Below are 18,853 nucleotides of genomic sequence, written 5' to 3'. Positions count from 1 at the left end.
CTTCTTCTGTTCTATTTTTTCTTTTTTCCTTTCTTTCCGGCCTTCGCTTCTTCCGCCTTCTTTCCGCCGATCTTCGTTTTCATTACATACCACAGAGCCCCTGTGATACATACGGAAGAATAAGCCCCGCATACGATACCAACCATCAACGGCAGTGCAAACTCCTTGATGGAGCTGACACCAAGCACATACAGCACTGCAATTGTCATGAAAGTAGTCAAAGAAGTATAAATACTTCTGGTAAGTGTCTGTGTGATACTCTTATTGACCAGATATGCAAGATCTGTCGTTTTTGTCTGCAGCTTAAGCTCCTCGCGGATACGGTCAAAAATGACAATAGTCGCATTGATCGAGTATCCGAAAATTGTCAGAAGGCAGGCAATAAAGGTATTTCCGACAGATATTCTCGCTGCTGCATAGAACACAATAACAACCAGAACGTCATGCAGGAGCGCCAGAACCGCACTGGTGGCAAACCGGATATCTTTAAACCGGAACCAGATATAAAGCAGCATAAATACCGTCGCCACGATCACCGCAACCACTGCGTCTTGCCGCATCTCGCTGCTGACAGTGGAACTGATGTTTTCTGATGTGATCTTGCTTTCGTCTACCTGGAACTGATCTACAAGGGCCTGATTCAATTCCTCACGTGTATCCAGATCCAGTGTTACAGTCTTGATGATAACCTGATTGGTATCTGCAACCTTCTGTGTCTGTACGTTTTTGTCTCCCGTTACTTCTTCCACAACCGGAACAATCTGGGAGTCAATCTCATCGATCGTATAGTCTTCATTAAATGTCACATTGGTTGAAGTACCGCCCTCAAACTCCAGGCTATAAGCCATGGCTCCATTTCCTCTGGCGGAATTGATACCCATATATGCGGCACCTGCAATAATAACTACAAGAGAGATTGTAAAAAATATCGCTTTCTTCCCCACAAAATTAATGGGTTCTCTTTCTTTTCTCGGACGGTAGTAAAGTTTTTCATTTTTAAGTCCTACCGCATAAAATGCAAAGACGATCATTCTTGTAATGACGAGCGCTGTAAACATGGAAACAACAATACCGATTCCCAGAGTCTGTGCAAATCCTTTTACGCTTCCGCTTCCAAGGAACCACAATACGACTGCCGCGATCAAAGTTGTCACGTTTCCATCTACAATAGCTGACATCGCCTTGTGAAATCCGGCTTTCAATGCGTTTCGTACACTCTTGCCTTTTGTCATCTCTTCTTTTACACGTGCAAAAATGATGACATTGGCATCTACCGCCATACCGATACTCAGGATGATACCTGCAATTCCGGGCAGAGTAAGGGTCACATTAAATGCATTTAAAATTACCAGAACAAGCCCTGTATAAATCAGAAGCGCAAGGCTGGAAGCAAGTCCCGGCAAAAGATATACAAAGCACATAAAAAGGAATACAAGACCAAGACCGATCGCTCCGGCCATCAGACTTGTACTGATCGCCTGTTCTCCAAGCTGTGCTCCCACCACATTGGAACGCAGCTCTTCCAGCTCAAGCTGCAGCCCTCCGATACGGATAGTAGAGGCGAGATTTTCTGCTTCTTCATAAGTAAAGTTTCCTGTAATATAAGCCTGTCCTCCAGTGATTGCCTGCTGTACTGTCGGCGCACTGATCGTTTCCCCGTCATAAATAATTGCAATCTGGCTTCCTACATTGGCACTGGTAGCTTCTGCAAATTTATCCGTTCCTTCTTCGGTCAGATCCAGTTCTACCGAATACTCAGTGGCTCCGGTTGTACTGTTCTGCCCGGACTGGACAGAAGCCGTTTCTACATCTGATCCTGTGATAACCGTTTCCCCATCCATTGTCTGAAATTCCAGAGAACCCGGCTTACCGAGTTCATCCAGGATCGTATTTGCGTCAGTTACGCCTGGAATTTCAATATTGATCCGGTCATCGCCTTCCTGATAGACACTGGCCTCCGTACTGTACTGTTCTACACGCCGCTGCAGCTTGTAGATCGTATCGCTCATTTCCTCACTGGTAGGATTCTCGTCTTTTACCTGGTAAGTAATACTGACACCTCCGGCCAGGTCCAGGCCCAATGTAATATTTCTGGTCGCCCCTGTTCCCAGCTCGCCAAAGCCTTTGAAACAGGTAAAGGCAAGAAGCACCAGCAGCGCTGCTGTTGCGATCAGGCTTATTATGCCCTTCTTCTTGTTCATCGCCTACACTCCTTCTTCTTCTATTTGCGCCATTGCCGCCTTCATCATAATCGCGCATTCCACACGCTTCCGCTGCATTTCACAGCCGATATCATAAGCATCATGGATGGTTCCATGGAAATTATAAGAGTTAGCCATGCAGCCGCCGCTGCAGTAAAATTTTGCAAAACAATCTTTACATTTTTCCTTGGAGTAGACGCTGCATCCGCGAAATTCCTCGGCAATCTCCGGCTTTGTGATGCCTTCATCCACATTGCCCATCAAAAATTCTTCTTTTCCAACAAATTGATGACAGGGGTACAAATCTCCCCAGGGAGTCACTGCCAGATATTCTGTCCCGGACCCGCAGCCGGACAAACGTTTGGAAATGCAGGGACCTCCTTCCAGATCGATCATAAAATGGAAAAAATGAAAGCCCTTTCCTTCCTTCTCTCTTTCTATCATTATTTTAGCAAGCTTATCATATTCCTCACAGATCTTCGGGATATCCTCTTCGCGGATCGCATAGGGATCAGATTCCTCTCCCACTACCGGCTCGATAGACATCTGTTTAAAGCCAAGATCTGCAAAGTGAAGAATATCATTGGAAAAATCCAGATTATTTCTTGTAAAAGTTCCTCTGATATAATATTTCTCCTGGTTTCTGCTCTCAGCAAGTTTCTGGAACTTCGGCACGATCAGGTCATAGCTTCCCTTGCCGTTCCGGAAAGGTCTCATCTGATCGTTAATTTCCTTTCTTCCGTCCAGGCTCAGCACCACATTGTCCATCTCTTTATTGATAAACTCCTGTATCTCATCATTCAGGAGCACACCGTTGGTTGTTACAGTAAAGCGGAAATGTTTATCATGGATCTTTTCCTGTTCCCTGCCGTATGCCACCAGATCTTTCACTACCTGCCAGTTCATCAGTGGCTCTCCGCCAAAGAAATCCACCTCCAGGTTCCTCCTGCTGCCGGAATTTTGTATCAGAAAATCCAGCGCTTTGCGGCCCACTTCATAGCTCATCAGCGCCCTTCGGCCATGATATTCTCCTTCTTCCGCAAAGCAGTATTTACAGGCAAGATTACAGTCATGGGCAATATGAAGACAGAGTGCTTTGACAACCGTCTTTCTCTTCTTCACTTCCCCCACATAAGACTCATAGACATCCTCTGTAAAAAGCTGTCCTTCCCGGGTAAGCTCTTTAATGTCATCCAGAGCATCTTCTATATCTTCCTTTTTATATGTATCCTGCATTCGCTCAAGGAGCATTTCTTTTGTCTCCGGCTGTTCCAGACTTTCGATGGTAGGATCTTCTTTTCCTTCCTGCAAAAGCTCCAGCATCCGGTAACACAGATCGTCCACAAGATGAACGGCTCCGCTGTACACATCCAGGACAATATTATATCCATTGTTACGGTACTGATGTATCACCTTTCGTACCCCTTTCTGTCGCTAAAATTCCTCTAAAAAAGCACAAAATGTATCGTATAGGAACCTGGGTTCCTATACGATACAAAAATTACCTTATTATTGATCTTTTCTGTTCATCAGATTCCTATTTCTTCTGTTCGCATGTCTGATTTCCTACTGTGCAGGAAGTTTTACAAGCGGATTGACAGGATGTCTGACATTCCCCACATCCACCTTTTTTCATTGTATTGTTTAAGGTCTGTGTATTTAATGTTTTTATGTGTTTCATCCTTGCAGCCTCCTTCTCTTACTTTAACTTATGCTATTATAGCACATGCCCCTGCTTTTTGGAAGCACTTTTTTAGGAAATCATTCCCCCGATCATGCCTCCTCCCGCGCACAGAAGAAAGGTTGTCACCATGTGTATTCCGCTGCCGTCAAGGCTTCTGTACACTCCCAAAGTAATGAATACAAGGAGCAGAAAATACAGGATTCCTATTGCCAGACCCCATACAAACCGCCTTACTTTGGCTGTTTTTCCGATCACGATCCCTCCTACCAGAGTCGCTGCAATGTAGATAGCAACAATGCCTGCCGATACTGCCTGCTCCCCCAGATCAAGCTTATACAGCAAAAAGGCCAGCCCCACAAGGAGCACTCCTGTTACAATGTACGAAATCAAAAGTGCCTTTAACACCCACAATATTTTTGTTTCTTTCCCCATCTTCCTATCCATATCCTTTTCTCCTTGTCCAGTCATTTCCTATCTAATTGATATGAAAAGACCGGGGCGTTTATGAGTAGGATATGGATTTTTTTACTGCTCCATCTGACGGCCCAGAAATCCCGCACCACAGGCGGCCAGTTTCATTTCTGTATCGTTCATTTTTTTTCTGTCGTCTGCCTCTAAAAGGATCACGCCTCCAATGACATCTCCCTCGGAAAGAATGGGAGAAATTACTTCCTGGCTGTATCCGCTGTGTTCCTCCGTAATTTTTATAAATCCTTTATCTCCCTGCGACGCAAAGATATCACGGCGCCCTTCCAGCGCCTTTTCCAGTGCTTTGGTAATGAATTTCTCCTGAAAATCTTTTTTCCCGCTTCCGGAAGCCGCCACTATCTGATCCATATCGCAGATACAGACCAGCCTCTCTGAGGTCTGCGCCAGACTGTCTGCATACTGTGCGGCAAACCCCGACAGTTCCCCGATGGGAGAATACTTTTTCAGGATAATCTCTCCTTCCCGGTCAGTAAATATTTCCAGCGGATCTCCTTCCCGGATTCTCAAGGTCCTCCTGATCTCTTTTGGAATGACCACCCGTCCCAGATCATCGATCCGCCTTACAATCCCCGTTGCCTTCATAATAAAATTTCCTCCATTTTACATTCTTTCCATTTATCTTGCTTTTTGTAGATAACGGTAGTATCTGTAAAATAGAGGAAATTATACTCTTCCATCTGCCTTTTCTAATCTTTTATTTTAAAAAGTCTGCCTCTGAATCCGGGCCATACATGTCCCTGAAAATACTCATACGCATTGTCATATATCCACAGCAGGATCTGACCTCCAATCAGCACTGCTGTCGCCATCCCTCCGGATAGCTTCTGTGAAAACAAAATCTCCTGAAAAAATACCACAAGAGGAATGTACATTAGATTAAACAAAACAAATTTCATTCCAAAAAAAATCCCTCTTCTTTGAACTTTTCCCGGGCCTTTTGCAAGAAGTCTCCACATCCCTTCCACCGCAGTAATATAAAATCCCATGGCGGCAAAAGTAAGCACATAAAATTTATTCGGCGCCAAAATCACTCCCAGCAGCACTGCCGCCAGATAAAAGGCAACTCCCATTTTCATGCCCATCTCACGGATCACAATTCCGACAAAATAGGATCCTGCTGCCAGAAAAAACAGTGTCCCTGTTTCAAACACACTGCCCAGCGCCATGCAAAGAACACATAACGCAAGCAGCAGTCCCCCAAACGCCATCATCTTCGTCTTTACATGCATTGACAAAGGTCTCCTCCCATACATTCGCAGCACTGGTCTGCAATACAAAGATCGCAGCATATATTTCCTGTTCCGCAGCTTCCTCCTCCCATTCCATATCCGCCGTAAGGATTACTCTGATACCTTCGGCTGTTAAATTCGATCTGATTCAGAAGCTGCCTGTACTGTACATTATTCGGTTCCATATTGACTGCCTGAGCCGCATGATCTCTTGCGACAATATTATTTCCAAGTCCTGCATTGGCAAAGGCGCTTGCATAATACCACATAGAAGTCCGGTTTGGCATACGATTCAAAAGATTCAGCGCTTCCTGATATCTCCTGTTATTGATAAAATTAATGACCGCCTGCATCTCCACATCCTGATCGCCGGATGACTGTTGCTGATATCTTCCATAATTATAAGAATTGGATGTCTGTCCTCCGCCTGTTGACCTCTGGCGCATAATCTCATCGTATGCTTCCTGTATTTCCTTGAACTTTTCTTCCGCAAGATCTGCCAGCGGATTGTCTACATTGGCATCCGGATGGTACTTTCTGCTCAAATCCCTGTAAGCTCTTTTTACCTCATCATCAGATGCATTGGGAGAAACCCCCAGAACATCATATGGATTTTTCGTCATTGTTTTTTTCGTCCTCTCTTCTATCGGTTTCTTTTTCTTTCTCTTGTATACTTCGATAACGATTCCATACTCCATCATACAAAATATTTCTTAAAATGTCTATATCTAATAAACAAGGAAGTTTTTCAAATTCCGCACTGCACTCGCCCATCATCATACACAGGATGTCCCTCATCCTCTCCTCATAATCTTCCTTTTCTGAAAGTTGTTTCAACGGGTTGTATCTGCCGGCTCTTTGATCCTCCTTCAAATCCTCATAGGCATCCATGATATAAATAAATTTCCCCAAATAAAATCCCATTCTCCTCAATGTTTCTGCCCATACATCTTCCCGGACAGCCAGCATCTCTCCCATCATACGGCCGAAACATCCTGCCGTTCTGTCAATATCAGCGCTGCTCTCTCTTTCCAGGGCTGAAAGTTCTTTCAATTCTTTTTCAAAGACACGGCTCTGTCTCTCATAAATATGAGAGAGTTTTTCCTTTTTGGACTGCAGCAGTTTTGTTCCAATCAGACTTTTTTTCTTTCTGTCATCTTCCCAATCGTCTTTCAAATGATAGTAAGACATCAAAATATTCATATCTGCACAGTATCCTGTCATTTCATTCAAAAGCATTTTCTGCCTTTTGACCGGATGTACTTTACAGCGATGCTCTTCCTGAATATTCGGACTCTCATACAGGGAATGCAAAAAGATCAGCACAAAAGTCATATCATATGTAAGCGTCATCTGCCCCATAGCTCCATATTTCTTTTTCAGTTCCTGACACAGTCCGCAGTAATATGCTTTATATCTTCTGAAGTCCTTCATTTTGAGCTCCGGCTCATAAATTCTTATATATCCAAACATTTGCTCTCCCTGCACTTTTTATCTAAAATATTCTGCCAGTTATTGTATCAGATTTCCTGTGTTTCCGTCAATTCACCTCCCACCCCTTTTCAATATGCCCTTGTAAAGAAGGGGTACTCTTCGTTATAATAAAAGAAAAAATTTTCTAGGAGGAATATCATCATGAGCAAAATTGATGAAGTAAGAAGCGCCATGGTACAGGCAATGAAGGCCGGTGACAAGGCGACAAAAGAAACTCTGTCCATGCTCCTTGCCGCTTTAAAAAATAAAGCAATCGACAAACGGGCCGATCTGACTGAGGACGAAGAAATTCAGGTTGTTATGAAGGAGATCAAACAGACAAAGGAAACTCTTGAAATGACACCGGCTGACCGCACGGAAATCATCGAAGAATGCAAAAACAGACTGGCTGTTCTGGAACAATATGCGCCTGTCATGATGGGCGAAGATGAGATTCGCGGCATTATCACTGCAACTCTAAAAGAGCTTGGAATCGAAACTCCCGCCTCCTCTGATAAAGGCAAGATCATGAAAACCCTTATGCCCAAAGTAAAAGGAAAGGCTGACGGAAAGCTGGTAAATGAACTGGTTGGAAGCTATATCAAATAGTTAAAAACATAACAGGGGACGTAGTAAAGTTAAACTTCAATGTCATTAAGTTTAGAAATTAAGATTCGAAAAGCATGGAACAAGAAATATTCCATGCTTTTTTGATGAAAACACTTGACAAATCATACAAAATTTGTGGCGAAGCCATTTGAATATATACTTTTTTGGAGGTTTCAAATGGCTGATTATTCCCTTATCACAAAACAAAAATTAATACACATTATGAAAAAAATGTCCCGTAGTTCTGATTCTTATGTAAAACGTCCCGGAAAAGATTTTTCCCGTTCCAGAAAAATTTCCTTTTTTGATACCTTACGTTTCCTTCTTTCTTTAGGCGCTAAGTCTTTGGATAAGGAACTTTTGGACTTTTTCTCCTATCGCCCGGATCTTCCTACCTCTTCCGCCATGCTGCAACAGCGCGGCAAACTCAAGCCCAATACTATGAAAGTCCTCTTTTCTGTTTTTACGGCCTCTCTCCCCAAACATTCCAACTTCCATGGCTATCATCTTCTTGCTGCTGACGGTTCAGAGCTCTCCTTCCCGGAAAATAAAAAAGAACCTCTCTGCCATCGAAAGATCCCTAACACACAAAAAGGGAAAAACGCAATCCATCTAAACGCTTTATACCATCTAAACAGCGGTATTTTTGATCAGGTCCTGTTTCAGCCTGTCCATGAAAAAGATGAACACTCCGCCCTTATTACCATGCTGGCACAAACGGAAATTTCCAGCAAAGTCATCCTTACTGCCGACCGGGGATATGAAAGTTATAATACCTTTGCACATATCTTGGAAAAAGGATGGAATTTTGTGATCCGAGGACGGCAGGGAGACAGGGGGATCCTTTCCAGTTTAGCCATACCCGATCAGGAACAATTCGATGTGGAATGTCCTGTCGTCATCTGTAAAAAACACTGCCGTGGCACCAAAGAACAGCCGGAACTCTACAAACGGATCCGATCCGGTGCAAAGTTTGACTTTTTTACGGAAGAGCAAACGGAATATCCGATGAAACTACGAGTGATAAAGTTGAAAGTAAACGAAGATCTTTCCGAGATCCTTTTTACGAATCTGTCCAAAGAAGAAATGCCCGTTGGAATGCTTCAGGAACTCTACCGTATGCGTTGGATGATAGAGACAGCATTTTCCCAGCTAAAATATAATCTTGGGGCCAGTGCGCTTCATTCAAAAAGAATAGAGTATGTCCTGCAGGAACTGTATGCAAAAGTCATCATGTTCAATTATTGTAAAAGCATCCTGTTTCACATCTCGCTTCCCCAAAAAACATCCTGGAAATATGATTATCAGATCAGCCTGAGTACAGCAGTAGATATCTGCTTAAAATCATGGCGCTGTCCAAATGGGACAGCGCCGCCAGATGTTGAAATATTACTGCTTAAATATAAAGTCCCAATAAGAAGGGAAAGAAGTTTTCCCAGAACACTTTCCCCAAAAGCAGTGATCTATTTCACTTATAGGATAGCATAAAAGGGGAAAATACGGAACAGGAATTTGAAGCAGACAGCGGTCTGCTTTATCGGTCTGCATAAAAGAATGACAGCGTAGATTTGGATATCAACACTGTCTTTCTTTTGAGGACTCATTTTCTAAACTTAATGACATTGAAATTCAATTTTACTACGTCCCCTGTTATGTTTTTAACTATTCTGTTTCCTCTGCCTGATCGTCTGTCTGCACTTCGTCTGCATACGGATCTGTCTCGTCCTGCTTCATTGTCACACTCAATTTATTGAAGTCTACCTTATCCCAAACGCGGTTATTAACATCAATCTTGGCGTCATCCCGCCATTCCGATATGGTATCGTCCAAAAGCTTCTGCTGCCGCTCCTGCACAATTTCTGTCTTCTTCGTATCTGTGGCTTCCCGGTCAAAAAGGCTGGTCACTCTGGCCACATAATAGCCTCCTGTACTCTCCACTACTCCTGTAGTACCGCCTTCCTCCAGCTTATCCATTTCAGCCACCAGCTCTTCCGGATATCCGGTAGATTCTGAATCAAAAGTTCCTTCCACAGCTTCATATCCCTGCTGTGACGCATAAGCAGAAAAATCTGAGGCGCCTGCTGCTCCTGCTGCAAATTCCTCTGCCTGTGTTTTCAATTCTGCCTTCTCCTCATCCGTCATCTCGCTGGAATTTCCTTCTTCATCTGTTGTGGTAAAACTGAACGTCACATACTGCATTTTCTTCTGAGCTGCCTCTTCATCAGAAACTTCTGTATCCGCCCCTGCCATCACTGCATCCTGCACTTTCTTCTGGATCGTCATAAGCTCCAGTATACGCTCTACGGTATCTGTATTTCCCGATACTTTTTCCTTCTCTTCAAGACCGTTGTTTTCATCGAACTGCTTTGCCGCCTCTTTGATGGAATTTTCTTCCTCCTCCGTCAAAGCAATATCATAATCTCCCATATGAGCTTCCATCAGATACATATTCTCTAAAGATTCCAGAACAGAATCCTTCACTGTATCCTCATAGGATTCCCCATCTGAAGATCCCTCGCTGTTCCACATATCATCGCCCAAATACCCTGCATAATATGTCTCATACTGCGCCTGTGTGTACCGCGCCAGAAAATTGGCAAGATCTGCCGTGATCTCTTTATCATCTACAGTCACTACCACATCACTGCCGTCAAAACTTCCGCAGCCGGACAGAGATGCCGCCGCCAGCACCCCTGCCAGTAGACAGATAACTGCTCTTTTTTTCATGGTTTTTACACCCTCCTTCGTATTGCTGACTCTGTCATTATACCGTTTTTCTTCTATTCAAGCAATCCTTGCATGGAAATTAACACATTTTTCACTACTTCCAGAATATCTTCGTCTTTCTCCTTCTTATTAAAGCCTTTTTTCTGATAAATAAAACACGGTGTTTCTTCCGCCCGGAAAACGAGACTTCCCTTATAGCTTTCCAGTATAGCCGGAATCCTGGCCGGGTTTACCCTGGCCTTCTCGTACATCGTAAAAATATACTGCTCTCCCTTTTGTTCTACTGCTGTAACGTAAACCTGGTGAGCCATCGCTTTCAGATTTGCGATCTTAAGAAGCTGCTGCACCTTTTTTGGTATATCTCCAAACCGGTCGATCAGTTCTTCCAACATGTCTTCCATCTCTTCTTCATTCTCAATAGCAGCGATCCTCTTATAAACATCCAGCTTCTGATATTCATTGGGAATGTAGGATTCCGGAATATAGGCATCCACATTGAGATCTATCGTCGTTGTGTAAGTCTCTTCCTCCATCTCTCCTTTCAAATGTTTCACTGCTTCATTCAACATTTTACAATAGAGATCATATCCTACCGCTTCCATGTGACCGTGCTGTTCTGCTCCCAGAAGATTTCCGGCACCCCGGATTTCCAAATCCCGCATGGCAATCCGGAATCCGGATCCAAGGTCCGTAAACTCCCGGATAGCGGACAATCGCTTCTCGGCCACTTCTTTGAGCATTTTGTCTTTCCGGTAAAGGAGGAAAGCATAAGCCATCCGATTGGAACGCCCGACTCTGCCACGAAGCTGGTACAGCTGGGAAAGTCCCAGCCTGTCAGCATCATGGATGATCATCGTATTGACATTGGAAATGTCAAGTCCCGTTTCAATAATTGTTGTAGAGACAAGAACATCAATCTCCCGGTTAATAAAAGCATACATGATCTTTTCCAGTTCATGTTCCCTCATCTGCCCGTGAGCAAAAGCAACGGAAACTTCCGGCACAAGCCTTTGTATTCTTGCCGTCACCTCGGCAATATCTTCCACGCGGTTGTAGACATAGTATACCTGCCCCTGCCGGGCACATTCCCTCTCTATGGCCTCCCGTATCATTTCTTCATTGTATTCCATGACATAGGTCTGTATAGGCATTCTCTCCTGCGGAGCTTCCTCCAGAACGCTCATATCCCGGATTCCGATGAGGCTCATATGGAGAGTACGGGGAATCGGCGTTGCCGTCAAAGTCAGAACATCCACATTTTCTTTCAGCTTTTTAATCTTTTCCTTATGTTGTACGCCGAATCTTTGTTCCTCATCAATAATCAGAAGTCCCAGATCCTTGTATTTTAAATCGTCGCTCAGAACCCTGTGAGTACCGATCACAATGTCAACAAGGCCTCTTTTCGTATCTTCTATGGTTTTTTTCTGCTGAGCCGGAGTTCGGAAACGGCACATGAGATCTACACGGACCGGAAATTCTTTCATCCTCTGCAAAAACGTATTGTAATGCTGCTGTGCAAGAATCGTTGTCGGCACCAGATAGACAACCTGTTTATTTTCCTGTACAGCTTTGAAGGCGGCACGAATAGCGATTTCGGTTTTCCCGTATCCTACATCTCCACAGATCAGACGGTCCATGATCTTATGGCTTTCCATGTCTTTTTTTACCGCCTCAATAGCCAGAAGCTGATCTTCTGTCTCTTCAAAAGGGAACATCTCCTCAAATTCTTTTTGCCAGACGGTATCTTCTCCGTAAACATAGCCTTCCTTTTCCTGTCTTGCCGCATACAGCTGCACCAAATCTCTTGCAATTTCTCTTACCGCTCCCCGGACCCTTGTTTTTGTCTTGGTCCACTCCTGAGTACCAAGGCGATTCAGTTTCGGCTTCTTGGCGTCTGCACTGGCATATTTCTGGATCAGATCAAGCTGGGTAGCCGGAATATAAAGATTGCCTCCCTTTGCATAGGAAATCTTCATATAATCCTTGGCTACTTTATCTACCACAATCTTTTCAATTCCCTGATAAATTCCAAGTCCATGATTCTCATGGACAACATAATCTCCTGGCTTAAGCTCTGAAAAACTTTGGATCTTCCGTCCTTCATAGGATTTTCTTTTCTTTTTCTTTCTGACCTTTCCAAAAATATCCGTCTCGGAAATGACCTGAAATTTCAGCATAGGGTATTCATAGCCTTCCGCCACATGGCCGTAAGCTGTCATGATTTCCCCCGAAAGCACCTGCCGATCCATTTCATCACTGTAAAAGCTGCTTAAGTTATAATCACGCAGATCCTCGGCAAGACGTTTCGCCCGTGTTCTGGAACCGGAAAGAAGCACAACTTTGTACCCTTCCCTTTTCAGTCTCTTCAGATCTCTTGTCAGCATTTCAAAACTGTTATTGTAGGGATTGATCCCTTTTGTCTGTATATGATATTTAGCCCGTACCTTAAACTGAGGACACTTTGTATCAAGAGAACAGAAACCGATACTGCAGCGGCGGTTTATTTTTTCCGTAATTTTTTCAGTATGGTAAAGCTGCATCTCCCTGTCGCTGACCTCATACCCGCTCTCCAGTCGTTTCGCCTGTGCTTCTACGAACTCCTCTTCTACTGCTTTCCCTTTTTCCAAAAGTCTGGCCGGCTCGTCCAGAAAAATCAACGTTCCCTTTTTTGGGAAATAATCCAGAAAAGATACACTTTCGGCTGTCTCCTTTTCCATATCTTCTGTTGGATAAATACAGACAGATTCCAGATTTTCAATGGAACGCTGACTTTCCACATCAAAGGTCCGAATAGAATCTACTTCATCATCCCACAGTTCAATCCGGACCGGAAGCTCCTCTGTCAGCGGATAAATATCCAGGATCCCCCCTCTCACTGCAAACTGTCCGGGGCCTTCCACCTGCTCTTCCCTGTCGTATCCATTAGCCGCAAGAGCCTTTTGAATCTCCGGAAAATCTATGATTTCGCCGTTTTTAATCTCCAGTACTTTTCCCTGTATAACTTCTCTTGACTGCAGAACGTCCATAAATCCGTCAAAACTGGTTACAACCGTAATGTTCTTCTGTTCCAGGATTGCCTGTATCACTGTCATTCGCTGGCGCATCAGCTCCTTACTGCGGATATCCGCCTGGTAAAAAAGAAAATCCTTTGCCGGATACAGATATATGTTTCCATCCAGGAACCGGTATTCCTCATAAATCTGCTTTGCCTTTGATTCACTGGAACAAGCGATGACTTTATAATCACAGCCATCGCCAAGCGCATACATCAGATGAGTTTTCTGAGAATTGACGCAGCCCGATATCTGCAGCATTCCCGGTTCTTTCTCTCTCTGTTTCCATATTTCTTCAAATTCCGCCAGTTCATGCAGGGGCCTTGTCAAGGCTTCCATAATCCTTTCTCTCCTATTCTTATGATCTTTTTGTCTCCTCACCGGACCGGGCAGCATCCTTCTTTGCTTTACGGTTAAATTCATTCATTGCCGCCTCGATCTCCCCGGATACCATCATTTCCACAGCCTTGACTGCACGGTGATATCCCTCTTCCATCTGCTGCCTTTCCTCTTTGGAGAAATGCCCCAGCACATAATCCGCCAGGTCATATTTCTTCGGCTTTTCACCGACGCCTACCTTAATTCTTAGAAAGACATCTGTCCCAAGATGAGAAATAATGCTTTTTATTCCGTTATGTCCTCCCGCGCTTCCTTTTTTTCTTATACGAAGCTGTCCTACGTCAAGGCTCACATCATCATATATAACGATCAGCTCTGCCTCCTCATCAATCTTATAATAATCTGCAAGTCCCCTGATGCTCTCTCCGCTTAAATTCATATAAGTCTGGGGTTTTGCCAGAATCACCTTTTGTCCTTCGATGATCCCTTTTCCGATCAAGGCGCGGTTTTTCCGGTAATCCACGGAAATATTATATTCGTCCGCAATAGCATCTATGACATCAAATCCAACATTATGTCTGGTACCCTCATAGGGCAGACCGGGATTTCCAAGCCCTGCAATAATAAACATTTGTTCTTCCACCTCATTTCTTACTTTTCCATTCTACAGGAAGCCGGCAGATTTGTCACGCAAAACCCATCCTGCCGGAATATTTCTCTGCTTTCGCTCATATATTATATAGAGTACAAATACACATTCAGACACAGGAGGCCTTTATGAGTTCCAAAACTAAAATTTTTGTGCTACATATGAAAGAGATCATATACACCGCCGTTTTTGCTGTATTGGCTATCGTTCTGATCCTTCTTCTTGTATTTATGTTTCTTCCCGGACACAGCAAAAACGAAACTCCCGAAAAAAAATACAAAGAAGGAGTATACACTTCTTCTTTCACTTTAAACAATACGGAACTGGAAGTAGAGGTGTCCGTCGACGAATCTCAGATTGATTCCATCCGTTTTTCCAATATGGATGAGACAGTAGATGCCATGTTTCCGCTTGTTCAGCCGGCCATGGAAGATATAGCCCAGCAGATCTGTGAGACACAGTCTCTGGAAAACATCCAATATTCCGAAGATTCCGCATACACCTCGCAGATCATCATAGACGCCATTAAAAATGCACTGAAAAATGCCGAAATCGAATAACATCACCCAAAAACGAAGGGCATGTGTATAAAAAGGAGTTCCACAAACGGAACTCCTTTATCAAGTACGGCCGCTTCAGCGACATCTTTTTATCTAAGTGGGTACGCCTCCTGCCGGAAGACTTCGCGCACCGGCGCTAACCTTCTACGATCAGATACTTACCGCTTGGGAGAGCAAACACTTCGGAAGCCTCTTCCAACTCTTCCATAGACATATCCTCCATGTCGATGCCCTCTTCCCGAAAGAATGCAGCTACTTCTTCAATGCTGTCCACTACTACCGCCATACATTCCTCCAGAAATGCCTCTGCTTCTTCCGGTGTCTCTGCTACCGGCTCATCAAAAAGCTGGCTTTGATTTTCCAAAAACACCTGTAAACATTCCTCATCATACTCATACATTGCTTTGTCCTCCCTCTTTTATTGCATGCTTTTTCCTGACGGGATCTCTCGGCGTTGTGCCCTATACATATGCAAGCAGTTCCCTCGGGCTGTCTATCAAAGTCATAGCCCCCGCCTTCTCCAGCGATACCCGGTCACGAAATCCCCAGGTCACTGCAATTTCCTGAACGCCGGCCGCCTCTGCGGTTTTCACATCCACTTCCGAATCCCCGACATACAGACATTCCTCCCGTGATATCCCCATCTCCTCAAGAAGCTTCCATACTCCGGAAGGATCCGGCTTCCTGGCAAGGTTCTCACACTGTCCCTGCACATAGTCGAACACATTCTCTCCAAATATCTGTTTTACTACGTCCACCGTCTGCCCGTGGGGTTTATTGGAAAGCACTGCCAGTTTGATTCCCCGCACTTTAAGCTGTTCCAGAAGTTCTAAGATCCCTTTGTACGGTGTTACATGATATGTACAGTTTGCACTGAATATTCTTCCATATACCGCCATTCCTTCTTCAATACGGCTTAAATTAGCATCTCCGGAGGCTTTCAATGCTTTTTCCATCAAATATCTGGCACCGTTTCCTACAAACAGCCTGCATTGTTCTTCCGTAATTCGAGGCAGCCCCATCTCTTCCAATGTCAGGTTTACTGAATAAGTTAGGGAATCCAGGGTATCTGTCAATGTTCCATCCAAGTCAAAAATACAGCCTCTCATAATATGTTGCTCCTTTCTTCTTCATCTATCATAGTATGAAGCGCCCAAAATTTCAATGCCCTGAAGGAAAAAACATTCCCGCTCTGTTTTTATACTTTTATCCAGCCGGCGGGAATATTTTTTTCTCATATTTTCAGATTTGTTATGCACTCAAATACTGCCGCATTACTTTCAAAGCATGCTTTTCCAGCCTGCTGACCTGTGCCTGTGAAATTTCTATCTCTTCTGCCACTTCCATCTGTGTCTTCCCTTCAAAGAAACGCAGACGGATAATATATCTCTCCCGGCTTGTCAGGCGGTCCATAGCAGCTTCTAAAGAAAGATCTTCAATCCATTTCTCTTCTCTGTTCTTCTTATCGCTGATCTGATCCATGACATACAGGGCGTCTCCTCCATCGTTGTAAACAGGCTCCTGCAGACTCATAGGTACCTGTATCGCGTCCAGCGCAAACACAATATCTTCTTTGGAAATTCCAATCTCATCAGCGATTTCCTGTACCGTTGGTTCCTTCAGGTTCTCCCGCATGTAGTGTTCTTTCGCGTAAATCGCTTTGTATGCCGTATCTCTCAAGGATCTGCTGACACGGATCGAATTATTATCCCTCATATACCGCCGGATCTCTCCAATGATCATCGGCACTGCATAAGTAGAAAATTTAACATCAAGTTCTGTATTGAAATTATTAATTGCTTTGATCAGTCCAATGCATCCAATCTGGAAAAGGTCATCCGGATTTTCATTGCTTCCCGAAAAACGTTTGATCACACTTAACACAAGCCGCAGATTTCCTTTGATATATTCCTCCTTTGCCGCTTCATCCCCTTCTTTCATGCGCGCCAGCAAATCTTCTTTTTCCTCCTCTGTAAGTAGCGGAAGCTTCGCTGTATTTACGCCGCATATTTCAACCTTACCCTGTGCCATAATCTGAATCCTCCTTATTGAACGTATCTGCCGTCATTTGATTACGTACAATAAGATTTTTCTCATTATGTCTTTTCCTTATACTGTAGCAGCTGGAAATAAAAAAAGTTTTAGCCCTTGACAAGGGCCAAAACTTTTTCTTCACTTTTTCACATTATTGCACAAGAGACTGCTATGGTTCCCATTTGTCCGCCAGATTCTGAATCTGAGATTCCAGCTTTGCAAGATCCTTGTTGGAGAGTCCTTCGTTTTTCATTACAACTTCCACCAGATGTTTTGCTGCCGCAACCGCTCTGTCAAACGCATTCTGCGCTCTGACTCTTGCCGGCTTCTCTGCAGATTTCTTCGGAATCTTTATGCCGGCAGTCACGATTCTGTTTTCCATCAGATCAACACATCCGCCTGAGTATGGTGCAAATGCCGGACAGCCGATCTCCTTTTCTACCGTTTCTGCAAAAGCATCCGTCACTGTATCTTCGCCATGAACCACAATGACACGATCCGGTTTCTTCTCAAAACCTTTCAGCCAGTTTAAGAGTCCGTTTCTGTCCGCATGTCCGCTGATCCCTTTTATAGACTCAATCCTTGCATTAACTGTAATGTTCTCACCGAACAGTTTCACACTCTCTGCTCCTTCCAGCAGCTTTCTTCCCAGCGTGCCGACTGCCTGGTAACCCACGAAGCAGATGGTACATTCCTCTCTCCACAGATTATGCTTCAGATGATGGCGGATCCGTCCTGCTTCGCACATACCAGAGGCAGAGAGTATCACTTTCGGACGTTCATTCAGATTAATCTGTTTGGATTCCTCTGTTGTGATGGTTGTTTTCAATCCCGGGAAAATAAGGGGGTTGATCCCCTGTTCCACCAGCGCCATCGCTTCCTCATCAAAACAGGATTTTACGTTTTTGTTAAACACTGAAGTTGCCTCGATTGCAAGAGGACTGTCCACATAGACTTCAAAGTTCTGATATTCCGGGAGAAGCCTTTTCTCTTTGATCTCACGGATAAAATATAACAGTTCCTGTGTACGCCCCACAGCAAAAGATGGAATAACCACATTTCCGCCTTTATCAAAGGTTTCTTTCAGGATCCTTGTAAATTCTCCCACATAATCCGGAATCTCCTCCCCGTGGGTCCGGTCGCCGTAAGTGGATTCGATCACTACATAGTCTGCCTCTTTCACCGGCTGGGGATCCCGGATAATAGGCTGATTAATGTTGCCTACATCACCGGAAAATACGATTTTTTTCGTAACATTTTCTTCGGTCACCCACACTTCTATACTGGCTGAACCAAGCAGATGTCCCATATCGTTGAAACATACCTGAACGCCCGGACACAGATCGATCTTCTGCCCGTAATCGCAAGGGGCCAAAAGAGAGATGGCCATATCTGCATCCGCCATTGTATAAACAGGTTCGTAAGGCTCTTCCCCGCTCCTTTTGGCCTTGCGGTTTCTCCATTCCGCCTCAAATTCCTGAATATGGGCGCTGTCACGAAGCATAATGCTGCACAGATCTGCAGTAGCAAACGTGGTTACAATGTCTCCTTGAAAGCCTTGTTTGCATAAAAGCGGCAGGTTTCCGGAATGGTCAATATGGGCATGGGTCAGAAGGACATAGTCCACATCCCCGGCACTGACAGGCAGTTTCTGATTCTCATAAAGATCCGGTCCCTGCTCCATCCCACAGTCAATCAATATATTTTTTCCGCATGCTTCCAGAAGATGACAACTTCCGGTCACTTCATGGGCAGCTCCAATAAAGCTCAGACGCATATCACCAACCCCTTTTTCTTTTCATTGTA

General features: G+C 44.2%; 18 protein-coding genes. 3 read left to right on the top strand and 15 right to left on the bottom strand.

Going from position 1 to position 18,853, the window contains the following annotated elements; translation table 11 throughout:
* Positions 1-11 precede the first annotated feature (11 nt).
* The 8 genes from secD to R2J37_RS06565 all read right to left on the bottom strand — a co-directional run bounded on the left by secD (position 12) and on the right by R2J37_RS06565 (position 7,076).
* Positions 12-2,201, bottom strand: a complete 2,190-nt coding sequence (secD, locus tag R2J37_RS06600) for a protein translocase subunit SecD (RefSeq protein WP_316266767.1) — start codon at positions 2,199-2,201, stop codon at positions 12-14.
* Positions 2,202-2,204: 3 nt separating this feature from the next.
* A complete protein-coding gene (gene scfB / locus R2J37_RS06595) occupies positions 2,205-3,614 on the bottom strand; it encodes a thioether cross-link-forming SCIFF peptide maturase (RefSeq protein ID WP_316266765.1) in 1,410 nt (469 codons plus the stop codon).
* Positions 3,615-3,738: 124 nt separating this feature from the next.
* Positions 3,739-3,882, bottom strand: a complete 144-nt coding sequence (gene scfA, locus R2J37_RS06590) for a six-cysteine ranthipeptide SCIFF (RefSeq protein WP_008976445.1) — start codon at positions 3,880-3,882, stop codon at positions 3,739-3,741.
* Between the two features lie 72 nt (positions 3,883-3,954).
* Positions 3,955-4,329 (bottom strand): TIGR04086 family membrane protein, encoded by a 375-nt coding sequence (locus R2J37_RS06585; protein WP_256196147.1) that lies wholly within the window; start codon positions 4,327-4,329, stop codon positions 3,955-3,957.
* A gap of 81 nt (positions 4,330-4,410) precedes the next feature.
* A complete protein-coding gene (gene spoVT / locus R2J37_RS06580) occupies positions 4,411-4,956 on the bottom strand; it encodes a stage V sporulation protein T (protein ID WP_316266759.1) in 546 nt (181 codons plus the stop codon).
* Between the two features lie 104 nt (positions 4,957-5,060).
* Entirely contained in the window at positions 5,061-5,603 is a 543-nt protein-coding gene (locus tag R2J37_RS06575; protein WP_316266757.1) for a hypothetical protein, read from the bottom strand.
* A complete protein-coding gene (locus R2J37_RS06570; protein ID WP_230106518.1) occupies positions 5,594-6,226 on the bottom strand; it encodes a DnaJ domain-containing protein in 633 nt (210 codons plus the stop codon). The genes R2J37_RS06575 and R2J37_RS06570 overlap by 10 nt, the downstream gene beginning before the upstream one ends.
* Positions 6,207-7,076, bottom strand: a complete 870-nt coding sequence (locus R2J37_RS06565) for a DUF5685 family protein (protein WP_230106519.1) — start codon at positions 7,074-7,076, stop codon at positions 6,207-6,209. Before R2J37_RS06565 ends, R2J37_RS06570 begins: the two co-directional genes overlap by 20 nt.
* A 162-nt stretch (positions 7,077-7,238) precedes the next feature.
* Here R2J37_RS06565 and R2J37_RS06560 point away from each other — a divergent pair, with 162 nt between their 5' ends.
* Positions 7,239-7,685, top strand: coding sequence for a GatB/YqeY domain-containing protein (locus R2J37_RS06560; RefSeq protein ID WP_316266755.1), 447 nt, complete (start codon positions 7,239-7,241; stop codon positions 7,683-7,685).
* A 177-nt stretch (positions 7,686-7,862) separates the two neighbouring features.
* A complete protein-coding gene (locus tag R2J37_RS06555) occupies positions 7,863-9,173 on the top strand; it encodes an IS4 family transposase (RefSeq protein WP_316266753.1) in 1,311 nt (436 codons plus the stop codon).
* 174 nt (positions 9,174-9,347) lie between these two features.
* Here the strand turns inward: R2J37_RS06555 and R2J37_RS06550 are convergent, their stop codons facing one another.
* The 3 genes from R2J37_RS06550 to pth are packed head-to-tail and all read right to left on the bottom strand — an operon-like array spanning position 9,348 to position 14,435.
* On the bottom strand, positions 9,348-10,412 hold the full coding sequence (locus R2J37_RS06550) for a peptidyl-prolyl cis-trans isomerase (protein ID WP_256194442.1): 1,065 nt from the start codon (positions 10,410-10,412) through the stop codon (positions 9,348-9,350).
* A 53-nt stretch (positions 10,413-10,465) separates the two neighbouring features.
* Complete coding sequence (mfd, locus tag R2J37_RS06545; RefSeq protein ID WP_316266750.1) at positions 10,466-13,804, bottom strand: transcription-repair coupling factor; 3,339 nt, start codon at positions 13,802-13,804, stop codon at positions 10,466-10,468.
* A gap of 19 nt (positions 13,805-13,823) precedes the next feature.
* Positions 13,824-14,435 carry an aminoacyl-tRNA hydrolase gene (gene pth, locus R2J37_RS06540; protein WP_230106523.1) on the bottom strand — a complete coding sequence of 204 codons (612 nt, stop codon included), beginning with the start codon at positions 14,433-14,435 and terminating at the stop codon, positions 13,824-13,826.
* Positions 14,436-14,581: 146 nt separating this feature from the next.
* On the opposite strand from pth, the gene R2J37_RS06535 reads away from it, so the two are divergent.
* Complete coding sequence (locus R2J37_RS06535; RefSeq protein ID WP_230106524.1) at positions 14,582-15,013, top strand: FMN-binding protein; 432 nt, start codon at positions 14,582-14,584, stop codon at positions 15,011-15,013.
* A 136-nt stretch (positions 15,014-15,149) separates the two neighbouring features.
* On the opposite strand, the gene R2J37_RS06530 is transcribed toward R2J37_RS06535, so the two are convergent.
* The 4 genes from R2J37_RS06530 to R2J37_RS06515 form a co-directional block, all read right to left on the bottom strand.
* Positions 15,150-15,413 carry a glyoxalase gene (locus R2J37_RS06530; RefSeq protein ID WP_230106525.1) on the bottom strand — a complete coding sequence of 88 codons (264 nt, stop codon included), beginning with the start codon at positions 15,411-15,413 and terminating at the stop codon, positions 15,150-15,152.
* A gap of 61 nt (positions 15,414-15,474) precedes the next feature.
* The gene (locus tag R2J37_RS06525) at positions 15,475-16,125 is read right to left on the bottom strand and encodes an HAD family hydrolase (protein WP_230107527.1); all 651 of its coding nucleotides are present in this window, start codon (positions 16,123-16,125) and stop codon (positions 15,475-15,477) included.
* 139 nt (positions 16,126-16,264) lie between these two features.
* Positions 16,265-17,044 carry an RNA polymerase sporulation sigma factor SigG gene (sigG, locus tag R2J37_RS06520; protein ID WP_230106526.1) on the bottom strand — a complete coding sequence of 260 codons (780 nt, stop codon included), beginning with the start codon at positions 17,042-17,044 and terminating at the stop codon, positions 16,265-16,267.
* A gap of 172 nt (positions 17,045-17,216) precedes the next feature.
* Positions 17,217-18,824, bottom strand: coding sequence for an MBL fold metallo-hydrolase RNA specificity domain-containing protein (locus tag R2J37_RS06515; RefSeq protein WP_316266747.1), 1,608 nt, complete (start codon positions 18,822-18,824; stop codon positions 17,217-17,219).
* Positions 18,825-18,853: the final 29 nt, after the last annotated feature.

Origin of the sequence: Claveliimonas bilis, from assembly GCF_030296775.1 — a bacterium.
GTDB classification, from domain to species: Bacteria; Bacillota; Clostridia; order Lachnospirales; family Lachnospiraceae; genus Claveliimonas; species Claveliimonas bilis.
Note: the sequence above shows the minus strand (reverse complement) of the source record. Positions and strands in the feature narration are given on the sequence as shown.

What these genes read in the sequence shown, in the direction of transcription:
- secD (WP_316266767.1), bottom strand. Translation starts at nt 2,201, where the DNA reads ATGAACAAGAAGAAGGGCATAATAAGCCTGATCGCAACAGCAGCGCTG.
- scfA (WP_008976445.1), bottom strand. Translation starts at nt 3,882, where the DNA reads ATGAAACACATAAAAACATTAAATACACAGACCTTAAACAATACAATG.
- R2J37_RS06585 (WP_256196147.1), bottom strand. Translation starts at nt 4,329, where the DNA reads ATGGATAGGAAGATGGGGAAAGAAACAAAAATATTGTGGGTGTTAAAG.
- spoVT (WP_316266759.1), bottom strand. Translation starts at nt 4,956, where the DNA reads ATGAAGGCAACGGGGATTGTAAGGCGGATCGATGATCTGGGACGGGTG.
- R2J37_RS06575 (WP_316266757.1), bottom strand. Translation starts at nt 5,603, where the DNA reads ATGCATGTAAAGACGAAGATGATGGCGTTTGGGGGACTGCTGCTTGCG.
- R2J37_RS06570 (WP_230106518.1), bottom strand. Translation starts at nt 6,226, where the DNA reads ATGACGAAAAATCCATATGATGTTCTGGGGGTTTCTCCCAATGCATCT.
- R2J37_RS06565 (WP_230106519.1), bottom strand. Translation starts at nt 7,076, where the DNA reads ATGTTTGGATATATAAGAATTTATGAGCCGGAGCTCAAAATGAAGGAC.
- R2J37_RS06560 (WP_316266755.1), top strand. Translation starts at nt 7,239, where the DNA reads ATGAGCAAAATTGATGAAGTAAGAAGCGCCATGGTACAGGCAATGAAG.
- R2J37_RS06555 (WP_316266753.1), top strand. Translation starts at nt 7,863, where the DNA reads ATGGCTGATTATTCCCTTATCACAAAACAAAAATTAATACACATTATG.
- R2J37_RS06550 (WP_256194442.1), bottom strand. Translation starts at nt 10,412, where the DNA reads ATGAAAAAAAGAGCAGTTATCTGTCTACTGGCAGGGGTGCTGGCGGCG.
- mfd (WP_316266750.1), bottom strand. Translation starts at nt 13,804, where the DNA reads ATGGAAGCCTTGACAAGGCCCCTGCATGAACTGGCGGAATTTGAAGAA.
- pth (WP_230106523.1), bottom strand. Translation starts at nt 14,435, where the DNA reads ATGTTTATTATTGCAGGGCTTGGAAATCCCGGTCTGCCCTATGAGGGT.
- R2J37_RS06535 (WP_230106524.1), top strand. Translation starts at nt 14,582, where the DNA reads ATGAGTTCCAAAACTAAAATTTTTGTGCTACATATGAAAGAGATCATA.
- R2J37_RS06530 (WP_230106525.1), bottom strand. Translation starts at nt 15,413, where the DNA reads ATGTATGAGTATGATGAGGAATGTTTACAGGTGTTTTTGGAAAATCAA.
- sigG (WP_230106526.1), bottom strand. Translation starts at nt 17,044, where the DNA reads ATGGCACAGGGTAAGGTTGAAATATGCGGCGTAAATACAGCGAAGCTT.
- R2J37_RS06515 (WP_316266747.1), bottom strand. Translation starts at nt 18,824, where the DNA reads ATGCGTCTGAGCTTTATTGGAGCTGCCCATGAAGTGACCGGAAGTTGT.